Here is a 19049-nt window from a genome sequence, read left to right as displayed (position 1 = left end):
CACGTCATGCCGCAGATCATCGAAGCCGCCCGGCAGATGCAGATATCGCCGGCTGTGCAGGCATTGCTGGCCGAGATTCAGGCGCCAGCGCCGGCGGTGCATGCGCTGCTGCGCGGGCAGGCCGCAAGCGATGCGCTGGCGCTGGCGCTGCGGCTGGCGCCGCGTCCCTATGTGGTCGCGTGGCTATGCCAGTGCGTGCGCCGGCATGCGCTGCAGGCGGACGACAGCGAGGGACTGCGCCTGGCCCAGTCGTGGGTGCAGCAACCCGACGACGCCAGCCGGCGCGTGGCGCTGGCGTACGCGGAAAACGCGGATTACCGCTCGGTCGGCGCCTGGCTCGCCGCGGCGGCGGGATGGGCCGACGGCAGTCCGGTAGCGCACGACGACGCGCCGCCGGCGGCCGAGCACCTCACCGCCACGGCCGCGCTGGCGGCGCTGCTGCAGTTGGCGGCGCGCACGCCGGACGTTTTCGACGCCACGTTGGCGGACTGGGCCGCGGAGGTCGCCCGGTTACTGTTGCCGCATGGCCAGGAGCACGCCGCATGAGCGTGCCAGCGACCGCCGTGGCGCCGCGTTTGCTGCTGGACCTGCGCGGCGAGCGCGACGTGGCCGCCGGGACGCGCACGCGCATCGAACTGGAGGGCAACGGTGCCAGCATCGGCCGCGGCGCCGACTGCCACTGGCAGTTGGACGCCGCCGGCGTATCGCGGCTGCATGCCAGCGTGCGCCATCTCGATGGGGTTTACTTTCTGGAGGATCACAGCACCAACGGCGTGCTGCACAACGGTGCGCCGCTGCGCCCTGGCTTCCCGGCGGCGCTGCGCGATGGCGATCGGGTGCAGATCGACCTGTTCGAGATCGCGGTGACGCTGCTGCCGGCCGCGTCCGGCGAGGCGATGGGGACCGGCGCCGTAGCGCCGTCGGCGGCGTTGGCGCTGCCGCCACCGGTAGTGACGACCGATGCCAGCGACGATGCCTTCGCCGCCCTGACGCCGGCGCCGGTATCGGCCACGGTGGTCGATCCGCTGGCCCTGTTCGCCACGTCGTACACCATGAGCGGCGCGACGCCGGCGCATGCCGCACCGGACTGGAACCATTCGCCGGCGCTGGCAGACGGCTATCGCGCGCGCGCCAACGTGCCGGGACCGATGCCGGAGGCGCTGCTACCCGAACACTGGGACCGGACCCGTAGCGAGTTCGCCGCCGCCCTGCCGGTCGCGCCGTCTGCCGTACCGGCGCCCGCCACGTCGGCGGCGGGCGCAGCACCGCCTGCGTCGACATCGACATCGACTGCGGTGCCGACGCCGACGCCGACTCCCGGCCCGACTGCGAGCCTGACAGCGGCTCCCATCCTGCCGCCGGCAGCGCCATCGGCGCCGACCGATGCCCACGCACGCACGTTGCTGATCGCGCTGGTCGCCGGGCTGATGGACGTGCTGCGCGCCCGCGCGGAAATGAAGAACAGCCTGCGCCTGCCGGCCACGCTGATCCGCCGCAGCGAGAACAATCCGCTGAAGTTTGCCGCCACCGCCGAGGAAGCGGTGGCGCGGCTGCTCGGTCCGCCCGATCCGGCCTATCTGGGCGGGACCACGGCGATCGACGATGCGATGCACGACGTCGGCCAGCACCAGTTGGCGCTGATGGCCGGCATGCGCGCCGCGTTCGAGCATGCGTTCGCGCACTTCGACCCGGCCCGGTTCGAGGCCGAGTCCGGCGCGCAGGGCGCGTTGGCGGGCTGGACCGGGCGCCCGTGGCGGCGCTACGTGCAGGAGTATCGCGGGCTGCAGGCCGACCCCGACGAGCGCTTCCGCCGCCTGTTCGGCGACGCATTCGCGCATGCCTACGAAGACCAGTTGCTGCGCGCGCGCGACGCCGTATCGCCACCGCATCGGGAGCGGACATGACACCGTACAACAAGGTGATCTGGAGCGAAGGACTGTTCCTGCGTCCGCAGCACATGCAGCAGCAGGAGCGCTACTTCGAGCGCTTCGTCGAACTGCGCGCCGGCGCGTTGCGTCCGCATGCCTGGGGCTTCGCCGAACTGGAGCTGGAGCAGGCGTTGCTGTCGATCGGCAAGCTGGCGATCCGCCGCGCCCGCGGCTGTTTTCCCGACGGCACCCCGTTCTCGATCCCCGACCGCGATCCGTCGCCGCCGCCGCTGGAGGTGCCCGGCGACTGCCGCGACCAGGTGGTCAGCCTGGCCCTGCCGCTGCGCGCCAGCGCGCAGCCCGACAGCGAGTGGCCCGACACCGGCCCGGCGCGGCTGGTGCGCTATCGGGTCGACGAAGCCGAGGTCGGCGACGCCTCCGGCGGTGTCCCCGGCACGGTGCGGCTGGAGGTCGGCGCGATGGCCAGCCGGCTGCGCCTGCAGTCGCAGCCGGGCGATGGCCTGGTCGAGGTGCCGATGGCGCGCATCGTCGAATGTCGCGCCGACCGCCGGGTGATCCTCGACGACGGCTTCATCCCCAGCGCCAGCCGCATCGAGGCCGCGGTCTGGCTGACCACCTTCCTGTCCGAACTGCTCGGCCTGCTGCATCAACGCGGTCAGGCGCTGGCCGGGCGCGTCGGCGGCAGCGAGCGCGGCGGTGTGGCCGAGATCTCCGACGTGCTGATGCTGCAGGTGGTCAACCGCTACCAGCCGCTGGTCGCGCACTGGGCCGCCGCGCCGCTGGAGCATCCCGAGCGCCTGTATCGATTGCTGCTGGAGATGGCCGGTGAACTGGCCACTTTCACCCATGCCAGCCGTCGCAGCGGCACGTTCCCGGCCTACCGCCACGAGGCGCTGCGCGAGAGCTTCGAGCCGGTGGTGCTGGCGCTGCGCCAGAGCCTGAGTGCGGTGCTGGAGCAGTCGGCGATCGCGGTGCCGCTGCAGCAGCGCAAGTATGGCGTCTGGGTGGGCCTGTTGCCGGACCCGAGCCTGCTGGACACGGCGGCGTTCGTGCTGGCGGTGAAGGCCGATCTGCGCGGCGAGGAGTTGCGCAAGCGCCTGCCAGGCGAATCCAAGATCGGGCCGGTGGAGAAGATCCGCGATCTGGTCAACCTGCAACTGCCGGGCATCGGCGTGGCGCCAATGGCGGTGGCGCCGCGACAGGTGCCGTACCACGCCGGCTGCACCTATTTCGAACTCGACCGCCAGGCACCGCTGTGGAAGTCGCTGCGCAGCTCCGGCGGTATGGCGCTGCATTTCGGCGGCGGCTTCCCCGGCCTGGAACTGGAACTGTGGGCGGTGAGGAACTGACATGTCCGAGCACCCCCTGGACGATGCGACCGTGCTGCGCGCGGCGACGGCGGCAGGCCCGGCCGAGGCCCCGGCGCCGCGGCCGGCGCCCGCCGCCGCCGCCCCGGACCTCGATGCGGCGATGCAGGCCGTTCCCGGCGCGATGCGCGGCAACGCGCTGGTGCGCGTGGCCACGCCGTTGCTGTTGCTCGCGGTGCAACTGCGGCACTCGCTGCAGGCGCCGGACATCGCCGCGCTGCGCGAGGGTTGCTGCGAGCGCCTGCACCGTTTCGAGGACGACGCCTGCCGCCAGGGCGCCGATCCGAAAGCGGCGCTGGCGGCGCGCTACGCGCTGTGCACGCTGCTGGACGAGGCGGTGCTGGCCTCGCCGTGGGGCGAGGTCAGCGGCTGGTCGCAGCGCACCCTGCTGGTGACCTTCCATGGCGAAACCTATGGCGGCGCCAAGGTGTTCGACCTGCTCGACCGCCTGGTCCGCGACCCGGCACGCCACCTGGAGCTGCTGGAGTTGCTGTTCCTGGCGCTGGCGCTGGGATTCGGCGGGCGCTATCTGGTCGAGCCGGGCGGCCAGGCGCGGCTGGCCGACCGCCAGGCCGAACTGCACCGGCTGATCCAGCGCCAGCGCGCGCCGCTGCCGGCGGAGCTGTCGCCGCAGTGGCGCGGCGCCGATGCGCCGCTCGAACGCGGTTCGGCGCTGATGCCGCTGGCGATCGCCACGGTGGTGTCGCTGTGCCTGGTGGCCGTGGTGTTCCTGCTGCTGTACGCGCGGCTCAACCGGATGGCCGCGCCGATCAGCGCGCAGTTGGCCGGGATCGGCATGGAGCGCGCGACCCTGCCGCGCGCGCCGGCGCATCCGGCCGCGCCGGTGTCGCTGGTGCTGTTCCTCGAGCCGGAGCAGCGCGCCGGGCTGCTGACCGTCAGCACCGATGCGGACGGGCGCTCCACCATCCGCATTTCCAGCGCGGCGATGTTCGTTTCCGGCGGGACCGAGGTTGATCCCCGCCAGCACGGGCTGCTACGGCGGATCGCCGCGGCGCTGCAGCGCGTGCCGGGCAGGGTGTTGGTGATCGGACACACCGACGACCAGCCGGTGCGTTCGCTACGGATCAAGGACAACTACGCGCTCTCTACGTTGCGTGCCGAAAACGTCGGTGCTCTGCTCGCCGCCGGCCTGTCCGATCCGCGCCGGATCGAGACCAGCGGCGCGGGCGACTCGCAACCGCTGGCCACGCCGCCGCAGCTGGCCGAAAACCGCGCGCGCAACCGGCGCGTGGAGATCGTGCTGATCCCCGAGGGCTGAACGATGCCGCACCTTTCCGATTTCACCCGCCTGCGCGGCTTGTCCGACGCGGCGCTGCTGCTGGCGCTGGCGACGCTGGTCTGGGTCGGCGGTCCGTATCTCGGCCTCGGGCAGTGGCAGCCGCTGCGCAGCGTGCCCGCACGGCTGCTGGCGATCGCCTTGGTGGTGGTCGGCTGGGCAGTGTGGCGCTGGCTACGGCAATGGCGGGCCAAGCTGCGGCAACGGCGCATGGCCGATGCGCTGGCGGATGGGGGCGGCGACAGCCAGACCCGCGCCGATGAGGAACAGGCGCGCCTGCGCGGGCGGTTCGCCGAGGCGATGAAGCTGCTGCGCCGCCGCCGCCGCGAAGGGCACGGCCTCGACGTGCTGCCGTGGTACTTGCTGATCGGCGCGCCGGGATCTGGCAAGAGCACCTTGCTGGAGCACTCCGGCCAGAACTTCCCGTTGCAGCAGCAGTTCGGCGCGCAGCCGCTGGCCGGGGTCGGCGGCACCCGCTCGTGCGACTGGTGGTTCGCCGATCGTGCGGTGTTTCTCGACAGCGCCGGGCGCTGGACCACGCAGGAGTCCGACGCCACTGCCGATGCCGCCGCCTGGCAAGGATTTCTCGGCCTGCTGCGGCGTCATCGCCGGCAGCCGCTGAACGGCGTGATCGTCGCGGTCAGCGCCAGCGACCTGCTCGACCCCGACGACGCCCGCCGCGCGCAGCACGCGCGGACGCTGCGCCGCCGGCTGGACGAACTCGGCGAGCGCCTGCGCGCTACCGTGCCGGTCTACCTGGTGCTGACCAAGTGCGACCTGATCGCCGGTTTTACCGATTTCTTCGCCGACCTCGATGCGCCCGGACGTGCCCAGGTGTGGGGATTGACCCTGCCGGCGCCGCGCGCCGCCGCCGGCCCCGATCCGACGACGCTGTTCCCGGTCGAGCTGGAGCGCTTGCTGGAACGCATCGATGCGCGCGTCATCGACCGTCTGCGCGATGGACGCGATCCGTACCGGCGCGCGACGATGCTGTCGTTTCCGCAGCAGTTGCGGCTGCTGCAGCCGGCGCTGGCCGACGTCGTGCAGTCCGCGTTCGGCGCTCACGGCTACGGCGCGCAACCGTGGCTGCGCGGCATGTACCTCACGTCCGGGACCCAGCAGGGGCATGCGATGGATCGGGTGATGTCGGCGGTGGCCGGACACTTCGGTCTGGCCATGGCCTCGCTGCCGCCAGCGTTGGACAAGCCGCGCACCTACTTCGTCGCCCGCCTGCTCGAGGAGGTGATCTTCGCCGAGGCCGGCCTGGCCGGTGGGCATGCGCGCGGCGGCCGGCGCTGGCGGGTGCTGCAACTGGCGGCATGGGTCGGTCTCAGCGTCTCCACGTTGCTGCTGTTGTCGCTCCTGGCCGGCAGCTACGCGCACAACGCGCAATTGATCGCCGACGTGCGCGCGGTACTGCAGCAATACCCCGCCGGCGCGCGACGCGAGGCCGACACCGAACAGGGCTATTACGTCGCCGCGCTGCAACGCTTCGATATCCTGGTCAAAGCGCGCGATACCGCGCTGCCCCCCGGCCGAGCGGTGCCGTGGTCGCGGCGCGTGGGGCTGTACCAGGGCGCGGCGCTGGCGCAGGACGTGCAACGCGCCTATCTGCGCGATCTCAACGCACTGTTGTTGCCGGCACTGGGCGAGGCCCTGCGCGACGGGCTGGACGAGGCAGGCAACGCCCCGCAGCGGCTGTACCAGCTCCTGAAGGGCTACCTGATGCTCGGCGAGCCGGCGCGACGCCAGGTCGGGCAACTGGCCAGTCTGGCGATGCAGCAATGGCGCGGTCTGTTCCCGCAGGATCCGGCGCTGCGCGCGGCGCTGGACACCCACCTGCGTGCGCTGCTGAGCGCCAGCGCCGGCGCGCGCGCGTTGCCGCTGGACCGGGCGCAGGTCGAGCGCACCCGCGCCAGCCTGCGTACCGCGCAACTGCCGGCGCTTGTCTATGGAGGCTTGTCGTTGGCACAGGCCGGACGCGGCGCGCAGGCGCCACGCCTGGACCGCCGTCTGGGCCTGCTCGGCGATGTGTTCCAGCGTCGCAGCGGGGTACCGCTGTCCGAACCGCTGCCGGCGTTATTCACCCGCGAGGCCTTCCAGGGCCAGATCGACGGCGGCATCGACCAGGCGGTCCGCCAGTTCGCCGCCGACGACTGGGTGCTGGGCAGCGCACCGCTCGATCCGCTCGCGCGTTCGCAGTTGGCGCGTGGCGTGCTGGCGCTCTACCAGCGCGACTACATCGCCGCCTGGCAGGGGCTGATGGACGATCTGCAACTGCGGCCGGTCGCCACCACCGCACAGGCCAGCGCGGTGGCGGCCAAGCTCGGCGGCCCCGGGTCGCCGCTGAAGGCGTTGCTGAGCCTGCTGCGCGAACACACCACCGCGTTGGGCGTGAAGCCGGCGCAGGGCCAGGAGGCGGCGGCCGACCCGTCCCGGCGCGCCGAGGCGGAACCGATCGAGCGCCATTTCGAGGCATTGAACCGGCTCTCCGATCCGACCTCCGGCGGCGCCTTGGATCAGGCCCTGACCACGCTCAACCAGATGAGCCGCACGTTGTTGACCGCCGGTGTCGGCGGCGCCGACCAGAACGATCCCGCGCTGCTGATCGCCGCGCAACAGGCCGGGCAACTGCCGCCGCCGCTGCAGGGTTGGGTAGCGGCGCTGGCCGGGCAGAGCCGGGCGCTGGTCGCCGACGGCGCCGGCGATGCGCTGCGCAGCCGCGAACGTCAGGCCGCCGGGCAGGACTGCGCCCTGTTCGTGCGCGGCCGCTTCCCGTTCGTGGCGCAGGCCGCTGCCGAGATCCCGCTGCGCGATTTCGCCGAACTGTTCGCGCCGGGCGGGCGCCTGGATCGATTCTTCCAGCAGTCGATCGCCGACAAGGTCGATACCGGCACGCGCAACTGGCGCTGGAACGAGGCGACGCCGCAGGTCGGCGCCGACGACGTGTTGCAGCGCGCGCAACTGGCCGCGCGCATCCAGCAGATGTTCTTCGCCGGCGGCGCGCAGCCGCGGGTCGACTTCGAGGTCGTGCTGCCTGCGCAGTCGGGGGTGGGGCGGCTGCTGCTGGAAGTGGACGGACAACGTGTGGAAACTCAGGCCGGCGCCGCCGCCAGCCAGTCGATGCGTTGGCCGGGACCACAGCCGGGCATGGCGCGGCTGTCCGCCTGGGACATTGCCGGGCGTCCGCTGCCGCCGGTCGAGTACCGCGGCGCCTGGGCATGGTTCCGTCTGCTGCAGGCCGGCGCGCTGCGCCCGACCGGCGACATGCGCTACGCGGCGCAGTACCCCTCCGGCCAGGGCGAGGTGCGCCTGGAACTGCGCCCGGCGAGCCTGCGGCATCCGTTCGCCGATACCACGCTGCAGCGGTTCCGTTGTCCATGACGTCGGTCCTCGCGCATCCGGGTTTCCACGGCAAACTGCCCTGCGCGGGGGACTTCGTGCAGCGGCGCTTGCCGGCGACGTTCGTCGCCCCGTGGGATGCGACGATGCAGCGCCTGCAATGGCAGGTGCGTGATCAGGCGCCGGCCGCGCCTGTCTGGAACTTCGTGCTCGCGCCGGGGTTGTGCGGCGCCTGCGCCTGGGCAGGCGCGCTGGTCGCCAGCCGCGATCGGGTCGGCCGCCGTTTCCCGATGACCATCGCCGCCGCGCTGCCGGTGGGTGCGCGTCATCCGCCGTGGCTGGCCGCGGCTGCGGCGCTGCTCGAATCGGCATCGGCGATCGACGACGTCGACAGCTTCGATCGTGCCTGCCAGGCGCTCGCCGCAACCGCAACGGTGCCGAATGCGCAATGGCCGCCGCCTCTGCGCGCCGGTGCGTTGTGGTGGAGCAGCCGCGACCATGGCCACAGCGGCGTCTGGGTCGCCACCGACGGCCTGCCGGGGCCGCAACAGGCGGCCATGCTGCTGGGCCAGGGCGAGGCGGCGTCGGAGCCGGTGCGATGAGCGCCGGCTACGTCTGCGCAGGGCGTACCGCGGCGGGCAACGTGCGCCGCCAGAACCAGGATGCGATCCTGCTGCGCGAGGATGTGGGCTTGTGGGCGGTGGCCGATGGCTTGGGCGGACACAGCGCCGGCGAGGTGGCCAGTCGCATGGTGGTCGAGCGCCTCGGCACATTGCCGCGTCGCGGCGGCGTGGTCGATTTCGTCGAAGGCATCGACGCCGCGCTGGGCGAGGTCAACGCCGAACTGCGCGCACTGGCCCGCCGCCGCAGCGTGGACGTGATCGGGTCCACCGTGGTGATGCTGGTGCACGACGCCGATCTGTTGCTGTGCGGCTGGGTCGGCGATAGCCGTGCCTATCTGTTCGAGTCCGGCGTGCTGCATCCGCTCACCCGCGACCATGTCGCCGGCTGCGACGACGGCGCCGCGCGCTCCGGTCGGCATGCGCCGGCGTCGGGCGTGCTGACCCGTGCCATCGGTGCCGACGACCTGCTGTGCGTGGACTGGATGGTGTTGCAGCGTCGCCCCGGACAGTGCGTGTTGCTGTGTTCCGACGGCATCAACAAGGAGCTGGACGATACGGAAATCGCCGCGCACTGCCGTCGCGCGGCGGATCCGCACACGCTGGTGGCCCGCCTGTTCGACAGCGCACTGGCGCGCGCCGGCCGCGACAACGTCTCGGCGATCGTGTTGCGCCTGGACGATGCAGCGTCGCCATGACCGAGCCCGACGACGCCGCGTCCGCAGGCCCGCACGGTGCGGCCACAGATGCGACCCGGGTCGCGCCGCTGAGCACGCGCCGCGAGCCCGTCGATGCCGCCGCGCAGGTCGGGTCCGAAGGCGTTGCCGACGATCCCGACGCCACCCGGGTCGCTCCGATCAGCGCCGAGCCCAGCGTGCCCGACAGCGCCACCCACTCCAGTTGGCAGCGCCTGGGACGGCTGCCGGGCGACGCCGTGGTCGGCATCGGCACGATGCTGAAGGGCCGTTTCCTGCTGGAACGCGAGATCGGGCGCGGCGGCATGGGAGTGGTCTACCTGGCCCGCGACGAGCGCAAGGTCGAGGCCCGCGACCGCGACCCGTACATCGCGGTGAAGGTACTCAACGACGAGTTCCGCCAGCATCCGCACGCGCTGATCGCGCTGCAGCGCGAGTCGCGCCGCGCGCAGCACCTGGCGCACGACCACATCGTGCGCGTCTACGACTTCGACAAGGACGGCGCCATCGTCTTCATGACGATGGAGTACGTCCAGGGCAGCGACTTGCGCAGCCTGATCGGCGCCCGGCACGGCAACGGCCTGCCGATGGCGCAGGCCTGGCCGCTGATCGCAGGCATGGGCCAGGCGCTGCGGCGCGCGCATGCCGCCGGCATCGTGCATTCGGACTTCAAGCCCGGCAACGTGATGGTCGACGAGAACACCGTCGCCAAAGTGTTCGATTTCGGCATCGCCCGTGCGGCCAAGCTGGCCGGCGCCGATGCCAGCGACGACCGCACCCTGTTCGACGCCACCTCGCTCGGTGCGATGACGCCGGCCTATGCCAGCCCGGAGATGCTGGACGGACGCGAGCCGGCGTTCGCCGACGACGTCTACGCATTCGGCTGCGTGGTCTACGAACTGCTCGCCGGACGCCATCCGTTCGACAAGCGGACCGGTGCGCAGGCCCGCGAAAAGGGACTGCAGCCGGCGCCGCTGCCCGGCCTGGACCGGCGCGGCAACCGCGTACTGCGGCGTGCGCTGGCCTTCGACGCGCGCCAGCGTCCGGACATGGCCACGCTGCTGGCGCAGTTGCGCCCGCGCACGCGCCGCGAGCGCTGGTTGCGTCGGGCTGGCGTCGGTTTGCTGGCGCTCGCACTGGTGGTGGTGGTGGCGGCCGTGCTGCATCTGCAACGGCAACGGCAGCAGGTCGCGCAGGTGCTGGACGGGCTTGCGCCGGGGTCGGCCCAGCGGTTCGTCGACGAGACCCGGGCCGCGCGCGCGCTGGCGGCGCTGGACAGCGACGAGCGCCAGCGTCTGATCCTCGACCACAGCGCGGCGCTCGAAGCCTTTCTGCTCGCCCGGCTCGACGCCTATTGGCAACCCGGGCAGGGGCGGCTCGACTACGCGAGCACACAGCGGCTGTTCGCATTGCGCGAGCGCTGGAGGCTGTTCTCGCCGCAGTTGGAGGCGCGTCGCGCCGGCATCCGGCAGCAGCGCGATCTGCTGCTCAACGCCCTGGACACGCGGTTGAGCCGGGCCGTCGCCGAGGGCCGGTTGTCCGAGGACCAGCCCGACAACGTCGTGATGCTGATGACGCGCATCCGTGCGCTCGCGCCGGACAGCGGCCTGGCGCGGCAACCCGAACTGGAACTGCGCTACGAGCGTGCGCTTGAGGACGCGTTGGAGCGTGGCGACCGCACCGCCGCGCGGCGCTGGCTGGACAGCGGGCGCAAGGCGTTTCCCGCATCGACGCGGTTGCCGGCGTATGCCGCCCAGCTCAGTGCCGGCGCCGCGCCGACCAGGGCCGTTGCACGCGATGGCAAGGCGCTGGCCGAGGCCGAGGTGGCGTCGCGGATCGAGTCGATGCGTACCGCAGCCGCGGCGCACGATGTGGCGAAGGTTCGCGATCTGCTCGCGCAGATCGCAGCGCTGCGGCCCGATCATCCGCTGCTCGCCGGCGCGGGCCGGCAGATGCTGGTGGATGCCTATCTCGGCCGCGCTCGCGCATTGGCGCTGGAGGGACGCTGGGACGCTGCGGCGGCGACGACCCGGGAGGGGGTGTCGGTGGCGCCGGCGCCGGCGCCGTCTCTGCGCCAGGCCGACGCGCGCTATGCGTTCGCGGTCGATCTGCTGCGTGTGGCCGCCACGCCGGACGCAGCGGCGATGCAGGCACTGCGCGCACGCGCCAGGCGGCTACGGGCGCAGGATGCGGCCGGCTACCGCCGCTTCGCCACCGATCTCGCCGGCCAGGCGCGCTCGCGTGCCGCCGCCGCGCTGCTGGCGCGTCTGCAGCAGGCCGAGCCGCAGACGCAGCGGAATACCGCCGATGCGTGCCGCATTCCTGGCATCGTCGGCAGCGGACGTGCCTGTGCGGATGATCTCGGCGCGCAGGGACGCGGACCGGCGCTGGTCGTGTTGCCGTCGCCATCGGGGGGCGCGCTGGCGATGATGCGCAACGAGATCAGCGTCGCCGACATCGCAGCGTTCTGCAGTGCCACGCAGGGCTGCAAGCTGCCGCGGCAGGCCCGGCCGCAGGCGGCCGCCGAGCGCATGTCGATCGATCTGGTGGAGCGGTACGCGCGCTGGCTGAGCGAGGCCAGCGGCTACACCTATCGCTTGCCGCGCGACGCGCAATGGCTGCATGCCGCACTCGCTGGCGGTAGCTCCGGCGCCTGCGAGAAAGCGGTATCCAACCGCTGGGGCTTGCTCAACATGGCCGGCGGGGTTGGCGAATGGGTCCGCGACGGAGCGAGCATCCGCGTGCGCGGTGGCGAAGGCGATAAAGATGCGTGCGCCGGCAGCGGCGGCAAGGCAGGCGATGGCAACGCCGCTCGCGGCATCGGCGCGCGCCTGGTGAGGGACGTGAAGTGACCGAGTGGGAGCAGCGGGTCAACCGGGTGTTGGGCATGCTCAACGACGCCCAGGCAACGCGGCGCATGGCGCCGGACGAGTACCGCGCGCGCCGGCGCGCGCTGCTGTGCGATGCGTTGCTGCATGGCCGTGGCGCGGTCGCGCCGCCCGCAACGGGATTCGCAACATCCCCCGCGATGACGCGGTGCCGTCGTCGTGCGGCGATGGCGGGCTGGTGGAAACTGCCGTTGTGGGGCGCGTGCATGCTGCTCGGCGCGATGGCGGTCTATTGGTCCTCCAGCTCCCTCTGACCGGCGGCCGCGTTCAGGCGTCGTGCGGATCGCCCGAGATCACCTGCAATTCGGCAATGCCGCCGGGGGCGAGGTCGCGCAGCAGCGCCGCGAAGTCCAGCCCGACCAGGCGTTGCGCGCGGCGCAGCAGCAGCGGCACCGGGCTCGATGGTTCGCGCCTTGCGTAGTAGTCGCAGAGCTGTTCCAGTGCGCGCATCACGTCCTCGCGGCGCTCGATCGCCCCGTTGCCCGCCCTGGCGACGCCGACGGCACGCTTGCCGTCGCTGGCGGCGTCGGCGGAGGATTGCTCCATGGACGCGTTGCGTTTGAGCAGATACGTGGCCAGGAATGCGCGCAGTTCGTGCAGGTCGCGCAAGGCGGGGTCCAGCGCCGGACCGCTGCCCGGCGTCCGCTCGGTGAACAGTCGGATGATCGCGGCCAGCGCCTCTTCTGCGCGCAGCAGCGTCGCGTCCAGATCGACCAGCGCTTGCAGCGGAATCTCGCGCAGGCAGGTATCGATCGCGCCTAGCCCGGGGCGCTCCTCGTCGACGCCATCGGCCTCGCGTTGCACGCCTTGCGCCAGGCGCAGGTCGCGCAGCGAGAAATGCGCCGGATGCAGGCCTTGCAACAATCGGGTGGAGCGCACGGTGTGCAGCGTCGCGTGATCGACCAGCGAGGCGAGGGCATTGACGCGTTCGATGGGGTCGGCGTCGGCCTCCAGGCGCGGGTGGACAGCGTCCCAATAGCGTTCCAGCAGCAGGCTGAGCAAGGTCAGCCCGTCCGCCCAGCCGGCGAACCCGTCCAGATGAAGGCGCGCCGTGCACAGGTGGGTGACCACGCGCAGATCTTTCGCGCGCAGCAGCAACGCAGTGGCCTGCTCGGCCACTTGCCGCCACGGCGGCTGCTCCGACGCGATCACCCCGGCACCCAGCGCGCGTTCCGGGCGCGGTCGCGCCACCTCTTCCAGGGCCTGGAACTGTGCGTCGTATTCCAGGTTAGGTCCGGCTGGTTCGGCGCTGTCGATCGGCTGCAGCAGGCGTTCGATCTCTTCGGTCATGGTCATGCCTGGCTCGCCGGAGGCTGGCAGGACGTGGCGTGCGCTTGGGCAGCGGGCCAGCCCAGCCCGGACGACGACGCTTCCGCGACAGCCAGAACGCACTCGCGCAACCAGCGGTGCGGGGTGTGGCCGTCGCTGCGTCGATGCCAGGCCATCGCCAGCGCCGCATCGGGGAGCGCGAAAGGCAACTCGAAATGCGCCACCTCCGCCTCGACAGCAGCCGTCAGCAGGCAGGCCGGAACGGTGGCGACCATGTCGGTATGGGCCAGGATGTCCAGCAGCATGCCGTGGTTCGCGGCCTTCACCGCGATCTGGCGGGTCAGTCCCAGCGCCTGCAGTTCCACATCGATCACGTCGTTGCCCGGAGAGTGGACCAGTTGCACGTGCTGCAGTGCGCAATATTCTTCCATTGTCGGCGGCAACGAGCCGCGCGGGTGGCCGTGGCGCTGCGCCATCACATAGCGGTCGTCTGACAGACTGCGCACGCGCAGGGATGGATGAATGGCATGGGCGCCGTCCAGCAGCACATCGATGTCGCCGTTTTCGAACGCCTCCAGCGCCGCCTGGCCGGCAACGTGTACGAAACTCAAGCCGATCGCCGGATTGCCGCAGGCGTGCACCCGACAGACCAGGCTCGCGGCTAGCGTGGCGAATGCGTAGGCGCTGCCGGCGATGCGGAAAGTGATCTCTGCGGTGGACGGATCGAACGCGTTGCCGTGTTTTCCCAACAGGCTCAGCCGCCCGATCGCGTCGCGCAGCGGCGCCTCCAGCGCCAGCGCCATCGGCGTGGCGACCATGCCGCGCCCGGTTTCCGATGGCGTGAGCAATGGGTCCTTGAACAGCACACGCAAGCGTGCCAGTTGCGAAGACAGCGCAGGCTGGCTCATGTGCAGCCGCTGTGCGGCACGGGTGACGTTCTTCAGTTCCAGGAGCGTGTCGAGCGACACGAGCAAAGGAAGATCGGTGGGTCGCAGATCCATGAGCGCCTCGTGGTTCGGATGAGGGGGCCGGTACCGCGTCCGGCCGGACTTCACGGTAGGCCTGCCCGGCTACGTCGGGGTTTCAGATCGGCGCCGCTTTGTTTCATTTGTCACAGAGGCTTTGGCGTCGTGGAAAATCCCGGCGCCTGCGCCCGCAATGTCCGTTCCAGCGCCTGCGCCAGCGATCCTGGCGAATAAGGCGTCCGCAGCATCTGGTAGTCGCTGCGAGCGCGTGCCGCCGCGGCGGGCGGCTGCCCGGCCTGGATCAGCAGCAGCGGCAACTGCGGGGCGACGGCGTTCAGGGCGTGGATAGCCTGGTCGGCGGCATCGGCGTCGTCGCATTGCACGACCAATCCGTCGAACCTGTCTGGCTCGTCGAGCAGCATGCGGCACGCCGCGGCGGCTTGCAGATGCCCGACAGGCTCGTGGCCGAGCGCGGCCAGCATCTCTTCCAAGCGTTCGAGCGCGGCGCGATCCGCGCATAGCAGCAGCAGTCGACGATGGCTGGGCTGGACGGACTGCTGTACTTGCGCGGTGCAAGGCAGGCAGAGCGGCAATTCGATGACGAACGTAGTCCCGGTGCCGACCTGACTGTGCACCTCGATCCGGCCATCGTGGTTGCCGACGATTTGCTTGACCGTCGCCAGGCCCAATCCGTTGCCGCCGGCACGGGTGGTGTAGAACGGATAGAAAATGCGCTCGAGGCGATCGGCGGGAATGCCGATGCCGCGGTCGGCGACGCTCAGGCGCAGCGTCCGTTGGTCGGTGCCGACGCATAGCCGGATCGACACGATGCCCCGCCGGCGCATGGCCCGCACCGCGTTGTGGACCAGATTGAGGATCACCTGCTGCAATTGCGAGGCATTGCCATGCACATATAGCGGCCGGTCGTCGATCCGCACGTCTAGCCTTACCGCGCCGGAGAACGACACGCGCAACAGCGTCTGTGTCTCCCGCAGCAGCGCAGCCAGATCGACCAGTTGCACATTGTGTTTTTGCGCGCGGCCGAAATCCAGGATCGCCTCGATCAGATTGCTGGCGTGGCCGGTGGCCCGCTCGATCGCCACCAGGTGGGAACGCGCATGCGCGCCGGGCGACAGGGCGGACAGCGCCATCTCCGCGTTGGCGCGGATCGCACCGACGATGTTGTTGAAGTTGTGCGAGATGCCGCTGGCCATGGCGCCGATGGTCTCCATGCGTCTTGCCTGCTCCAGGCGTCTCTCCAGTGCGTTGGCTTCGTTCTCGAGCCTGCGCCGGATCACCGCCTCGGCCAGCATGTCCAGCGCGCTGTACAGCAACGGAAACAATTCTGAATTGCGCGGGAAGCCGCCGTGTCGCTCATTGCGTTGCAGGCACAACATCGCCGTGCCGCCGCCGGAATGACGCCTCAGGTACACCCAATGGGCCCCGCGCAGCCGCTTGCCGGCAGGGTACGGCAGCGGTACGGCATCGCCCCCGCCGGCGACGGCGGCCATGTCGTGCGGCGCGCCGTCCGCCGCGACCGGCAGCGCCAGCGCCGCTGCGGTGGCCGCATGTACGCGGGCATCGCGCGGTTCCGGCCAGGTCGAGGTCGGCGCGGCGCCGCTGTCGAGGATCAGGGCCGAATACGGCAGATCGAGCCAGGCCGCGATACGTCCGGCCGCCGCGGTGATGGCGTGGTCGATCCGCGCGCGATCGCTGCCGATCAGCTCGCGCGAGATCGACACCATGATGCGGCCGAACTCGGCGCGCCGGCGCAGCGTGCTCGCACGGCGGCGTAGCAGCAGGGTCAGGTGCACCAGCATCGCGACCATGATCGCGGCCATCGCCAGCATGCACAGGCGCAGCGTTGCGCGCAGCGTATCGAGCGCGAGCATGCGCTGTTGGAGGTCGCCGCGCACGCGGCGGTAGGACGCCAGTTCAGTGACGGGACGCATACGTTCGATGCTGGCCTCGGTCGCCGGCAGCAGCTCCAGCAGCATGCGTCCGTGCGTCAGCAAGGGGGATGGTCCGCGACCGTGCGTGGCGGCCTCCAGTCGCGCGCGCGCCAGCGCCTGGATGTCCGCGCTGTTGTCCATGCTGAGGCGGTGCATCGCGCTGCCCAGCGCGCCGAGCCGTCGCAGCTCGGCCCGGTCGAGGCTGTCGCGCATGCGTGCGTCGCTCTCGCGCCAGAAGTACGCCAGCGAATTTCCGAGCAGCGCGTTCTGCGTCTTGAACAGTTCCAGTTGCGCCGACTTGGACCGATAGTCTCGCTCGAGCGCGCGGATCGCCGCGATCAGCGGTTCGTCGGATTGCGCCAATCCATGCAGTTGCTGCAGCGCTTTCCAGGCGTGCCGGTTGTCGTCGACGATGCGGTCGTCGTCGTGCAGCAGGCCCGCACGCAACTCCAGTACGCCCTTATGCATGCAGGTGTCGGCGATGTTCAGCGCATCCAGGGTGCTCATGGCCAAGTCGTAACGATGGGCCTGCTCGTCGAGCAGGCGGGTGACTGTTTCGACGGTCGCCATCGCGACCAGCAGGATGGTGGACATGGCGATGACGGTCTTCATCGCGGTCGATCCGTGACCGGGTGTCCGTCATGGTTGCCGGTGAGCGCCCGCAAGAACGCGGCGATGTCGGCGATCTCCTCGCGGCGCAGCACCACGGCGAGCTGCGCCTGCGCCATTGCGTCGATAGCCCACTCCATGGTCGGTGCGCTGCCATCATGGAAATAGGGCGCGGTCGCGTCGACATTGCGCAGGCTCGGAACGCGCAACCTGGCCACGCTGTGGCGGGCGGCTGGAGAAAACACCCCACTACGCTGGAACAGGTTCCCGCCTACGCCGCGGCCCTGATGGCAGGCGATGCAGCCCACCGATTTGCAACTGCGGTAGCCACGCAGCTCCTGCGTTGTCAGCGCGTCGTCGTCGCCTTGCAGCCAGCGATCTAAGCGGCTGCCGGGCGTGGTGAGCGCGCGTTCGTCGCTGGCGATCGCATCGAGCAGCGTCACGCGGTCGGGGGGGCGCCGGTAGGCACGTTCGAAATCGCGGACGGACCCGGCATCGCCGCGCAATCGCCGTACGAGCGTTGCCACATCGGCCCGCATTTCCCCTGGATTCTGCAGCGACGCCAGCGCCTGTTCGTGCAGCGTGCGCAATTCCCCTCCCCGGTTCAGGCGGAAGGACAGCGTGGCATTGAACACGGCGGGAGTGTTGAACACGGGCGGGGGCCTGCCGTCGACCTCGTTCAGCGCTCGATGGCCGGCACCATTGCTGCCGATGTCGTGGCAGGACTGCCACGACAGCCGGCCATCGCCAGACAGGCGCGAGGCGCGGAACAGGCGCGCGCCCAGCGCGACCCTGGCCGGATCCAATCCGGTCGGCGCGGGTAGCGGATGGATCGGTTCGTTCGACGCGCGTTCGCTCTGTGCGGTCATGGCTGCGGGGCTGGCGCATGCGCTCAGCACAGTCAGGACATTCCGCAAGAAGGCCGTACGCGCCGGTCGGATCACCGCGTCCGCTCCACCTGCGGGGTGAAGACATAGCCCACACCGCGGATGGTGACGATCAGCTCCGGAGACCTGGGGTCGCGTTCCAATTTGCGGCGCAGCCGCAGGATCTGGACGTCGATGCTGCGATCGAAGACATCGTCATGCAGGCGTGTGGCCCGCAGCAGATGCTCGCGGCTGAGCGGCCTTCCCGGCGCACCGGCGAAGGCGCGCAGCAGCGCATACTCGCCCTTGGTCAACGCGATGGGCTGGTTACCGACGGCGGTCACCGTGCGCGCATTCAGGTCGAAATGCCAGTCGCCGAATGCGTAGCCGCCCTCATCGGATGCATGGGCCGGTGCGGAGCGCGCAAGAGAATGCCGGCGCAGGACTGCGCGGACGCGCGCGGTGAGCTCGTGCAGACCGAACGGCTTGGGCAGATAGTCGTCGGCGCCCAATTCCAGGCCGACCACGCGATCGATCTCGTCGTGCCTGTGACCTGTGATGATTATCACGGGAATATCCGAATCGCGGCGCAATTCACGCAGAAGATTCAGTCCGTCCTCATCCTGTAGCATCAGATCGAGCAGCAGAATATCCGGCTGCTGTGTGCGGAGCTGTTGCTTCATGGCGGCGCTGGTACTGACCGCGGATGCTTCCATGCTTTGCATGCGCAGATGATCGACGACGACCTGCGCCATTGCCGAATCGTCGTCCAATACCAGCACCCTTGGCATGTAGGTGCTTGTACTTGTCTTCGACATGCGCTGCCCCCTCAGGATGAGGGCGTATTAGAGTTTACATTTCAGTGCGCCATGTCAGAAAAGTCAAAGATCCGGTCCGCCATGCCGGGGTCTCTTTACCTTCCGTTTGGCTTTCGGCGCTTTGCGTGCGTCGTGCATTTTTCGGCTTCCGGCGCTTTTTTGCCGTTCTCGCCATGCCACCATTTTGAAATTTTCTACGGAAGGGCGGCGAACTTGTCTACGGGAAAGAGCCGGGTTCATTGACGCGATTTCTCGCGACGCTGTCGCTTGGCTTGCCGGCAATGCGTGGGATATCGCCACCAGCGCCACCTGAGCGCCGCCACGTTGATGGACGACCGCTGGATCGTGGGCGCTTCGCGGGCAACTCTCTGCAGTGGTGGCGCCGGCGCGCGCGTAGTGGCCGGCGGCCAGCGCCGGCGTCTGGGCAAGCTCGGGTCGCTCGTGCGCCGGCAGTGGCGCAGGATCGAATGCC

The 19049-nt window shown here is 70.5% G+C and carries 14 protein-coding genes; 9 read left to right on the top strand and 5 right to left on the bottom strand.

The genetic code is table 11. From position 1 onward, the window contains the following. Window positions 1-6 precede the first annotated feature (6 nt). The 9 genes from ISN38_RS03780 to ISN38_RS03740 are packed head-to-tail and all read left to right on the top strand — an operon-like array spanning window position 7 to window position 12352. Entirely contained in the window at window positions 7-546 is a 540-nt protein-coding gene (locus ISN38_RS03780) for a DUF6931 family protein (RefSeq protein ID WP_003467705.1), read from the top strand. Continuing rightward, window positions 543-1904, top strand: a complete 1362-nt coding sequence (gene tagH, locus ISN38_RS03775; protein WP_003467706.1) for a type VI secretion system-associated FHA domain protein TagH — start codon at window positions 543-545, stop codon at window positions 1902-1904. Before ISN38_RS03780 ends, tagH begins: the two co-directional genes overlap by 4 nt. Then, window positions 1901-3238, top strand: a complete 1338-nt coding sequence (gene tssK / locus ISN38_RS03770; RefSeq protein ID WP_003467707.1) for a type VI secretion system baseplate subunit TssK — start codon at window positions 1901-1903, stop codon at window positions 3236-3238. The genes tagH and tssK overlap by 4 nt, the downstream gene beginning before the upstream one ends. Window position 3239: 1 nt before the next feature. Then, window positions 3240-4535 (top strand): type VI secretion system protein TssL, long form, encoded by a 1296-nt coding sequence (tssL, locus tag ISN38_RS03765; protein ID WP_058362913.1) that lies wholly within the window; start codon window positions 3240-3242, stop codon window positions 4533-4535. A 3-nt stretch (window positions 4536-4538) separates the two neighbouring features. Continuing rightward, on the top strand, window positions 4539-7937 hold the full coding sequence (tssM, locus tag ISN38_RS03760) for a type VI secretion system membrane subunit TssM (RefSeq protein WP_058364234.1): 3399 nt from the start codon (window positions 4539-4541) through the stop codon (window positions 7935-7937). Further along, the gene (gene tagF, locus ISN38_RS03755) at window positions 7934-8497 is read left to right on the top strand and encodes a type VI secretion system-associated protein TagF (protein ID WP_003467711.1); all 564 of its coding nucleotides are present in this window, start codon (window positions 7934-7936) and stop codon (window positions 8495-8497) included. Before tssM ends, tagF begins: the two co-directional genes overlap by 4 nt. Next, window positions 8494-9213 (top strand): PP2C family protein-serine/threonine phosphatase, encoded by a 720-nt coding sequence (locus ISN38_RS03750; RefSeq protein WP_003467712.1) that lies wholly within the window; start codon window positions 8494-8496, stop codon window positions 9211-9213. The genes tagF and ISN38_RS03750 overlap by 4 nt, the downstream gene beginning before the upstream one ends. Continuing rightward, window positions 9210-12062: a bifunctional serine/threonine-protein kinase/formylglycine-generating enzyme family protein gene (locus tag ISN38_RS03745; protein ID WP_206712069.1), complete on the top strand. Its 2853-nt coding sequence runs from the start codon at window positions 9210-9212 to the stop codon at window positions 12060-12062. The genes ISN38_RS03750 and ISN38_RS03745 overlap by 4 nt, the downstream gene beginning before the upstream one ends. Next, the gene (locus ISN38_RS03740) at window positions 12059-12352 is read left to right on the top strand and encodes a hypothetical protein (RefSeq protein ID WP_003467714.1); all 294 of its coding nucleotides are present in this window, start codon (window positions 12059-12061) and stop codon (window positions 12350-12352) included. Before ISN38_RS03745 ends, ISN38_RS03740 begins: the two co-directional genes overlap by 4 nt. 13 nt (window positions 12353-12365) lie before the next feature. Here the strand turns inward: ISN38_RS03740 and tssA are convergent, their stop codons facing one another. From tssA to ISN38_RS03715, 5 genes are all read right to left on the bottom strand, one after another. Next, the gene (gene tssA / locus ISN38_RS03735) at window positions 12366-13394 is read right to left on the bottom strand and encodes a type VI secretion system protein TssA (protein ID WP_206712068.1); all 1029 of its coding nucleotides are present in this window, start codon (window positions 13392-13394) and stop codon (window positions 12366-12368) included. Beyond that, window positions 13391-14368 carry a LysR family transcriptional regulator gene (locus ISN38_RS03730; protein ID WP_003467717.1) on the bottom strand — a complete coding sequence of 326 codons (978 nt, stop codon included), beginning with the start codon at window positions 14366-14368 and terminating at the stop codon, window positions 13391-13393. Before ISN38_RS03730 ends, tssA begins: the two co-directional genes overlap by 4 nt. 110 nt (window positions 14369-14478) lie before the next feature. After that, window positions 14479-16896: a two-component system VirA-like sensor kinase gene (locus ISN38_RS03725; protein WP_053008579.1), complete on the bottom strand. Its 2418-nt coding sequence runs from the start codon at window positions 16894-16896 to the stop codon at window positions 14479-14481. Then, window positions 16893-17762 (bottom strand): cytochrome-c peroxidase, encoded by an 870-nt coding sequence (locus ISN38_RS03720; RefSeq protein ID WP_047324738.1) that lies wholly within the window; start codon window positions 17760-17762, stop codon window positions 16893-16895. The genes ISN38_RS03725 and ISN38_RS03720 overlap by 4 nt, the downstream gene beginning before the upstream one ends. Window positions 17763-17833: 71 nt before the next feature. Continuing rightward, window positions 17834-18577, bottom strand: coding sequence for a response regulator transcription factor (locus ISN38_RS03715; protein ID WP_047324739.1), 744 nt, complete (start codon window positions 18575-18577; stop codon window positions 17834-17836). Window positions 18578-19049: the final 472 nt, after the last annotated feature.

The organism is Xanthomonas translucens pv. undulosa (genome assembly GCF_017301775.1).
Lineage (GTDB): Bacteria > Pseudomonadota > Gammaproteobacteria > Xanthomonadales > Xanthomonadaceae > Xanthomonas_A > Xanthomonas_A translucens.
Note: the sequence above shows the minus strand (reverse complement) of the source record. Positions and strands in the feature narration are given on the sequence as shown.

Excerpts from the sequence above, each read along its gene's own strand:
- ISN38_RS03780 (WP_003467705.1), top strand. The coding sequence starts at position 7 with ATGCCGCAGATCATCGAAGCCGCCCGGCAGATGCAGATATCGCCGGCT.
- tssK (WP_003467707.1), top strand. The coding sequence starts at position 1,901 with ATGACACCGTACAACAAGGTGATCTGGAGCGAAGGACTGTTCCTGCGT.
- ISN38_RS03725 (WP_053008579.1), bottom strand. The coding sequence starts at position 16,896 with ATGAAGACCGTCATCGCCATGTCCACCATCCTGCTGGTCGCGATGGCG.
- ISN38_RS03720 (WP_047324738.1), bottom strand. The coding sequence starts at position 17,762 with ATGACCGCACAGAGCGAACGCGCGTCGAACGAACCGATCCATCCGCTA.
- tagF (WP_003467711.1), top strand. The coding sequence starts at position 7,934 with ATGACGTCGGTCCTCGCGCATCCGGGTTTCCACGGCAAACTGCCCTGC.
- tssM (WP_058364234.1), top strand. The coding sequence starts at position 4,539 with ATGCCGCACCTTTCCGATTTCACCCGCCTGCGCGGCTTGTCCGACGCG.
- tssL (WP_058362913.1), top strand. The coding sequence starts at position 3,240 with ATGTCCGAGCACCCCCTGGACGATGCGACCGTGCTGCGCGCGGCGACG.
- ISN38_RS03750 (WP_003467712.1), top strand. The coding sequence starts at position 8,494 with ATGAGCGCCGGCTACGTCTGCGCAGGGCGTACCGCGGCGGGCAACGTG.
- ISN38_RS03715 (WP_047324739.1), bottom strand. The coding sequence starts at position 18,577 with ATGTCGAAGACAAGTACAAGCACCTACATGCCAAGGGTGCTGGTATTG.
- tagH (WP_003467706.1), top strand. The coding sequence starts at position 543 with ATGAGCGTGCCAGCGACCGCCGTGGCGCCGCGTTTGCTGCTGGACCTG.
- ISN38_RS03745 (WP_206712069.1), top strand. The coding sequence starts at position 9,210 with ATGACCGAGCCCGACGACGCCGCGTCCGCAGGCCCGCACGGTGCGGCC.
- ISN38_RS03730 (WP_003467717.1), bottom strand. The coding sequence starts at position 14,368 with ATGGATCTGCGACCCACCGATCTTCCTTTGCTCGTGTCGCTCGACACG.
- tssA (WP_206712068.1), bottom strand. The coding sequence starts at position 13,394 with ATGACCATGACCGAAGAGATCGAACGCCTGCTGCAGCCGATCGACAGC.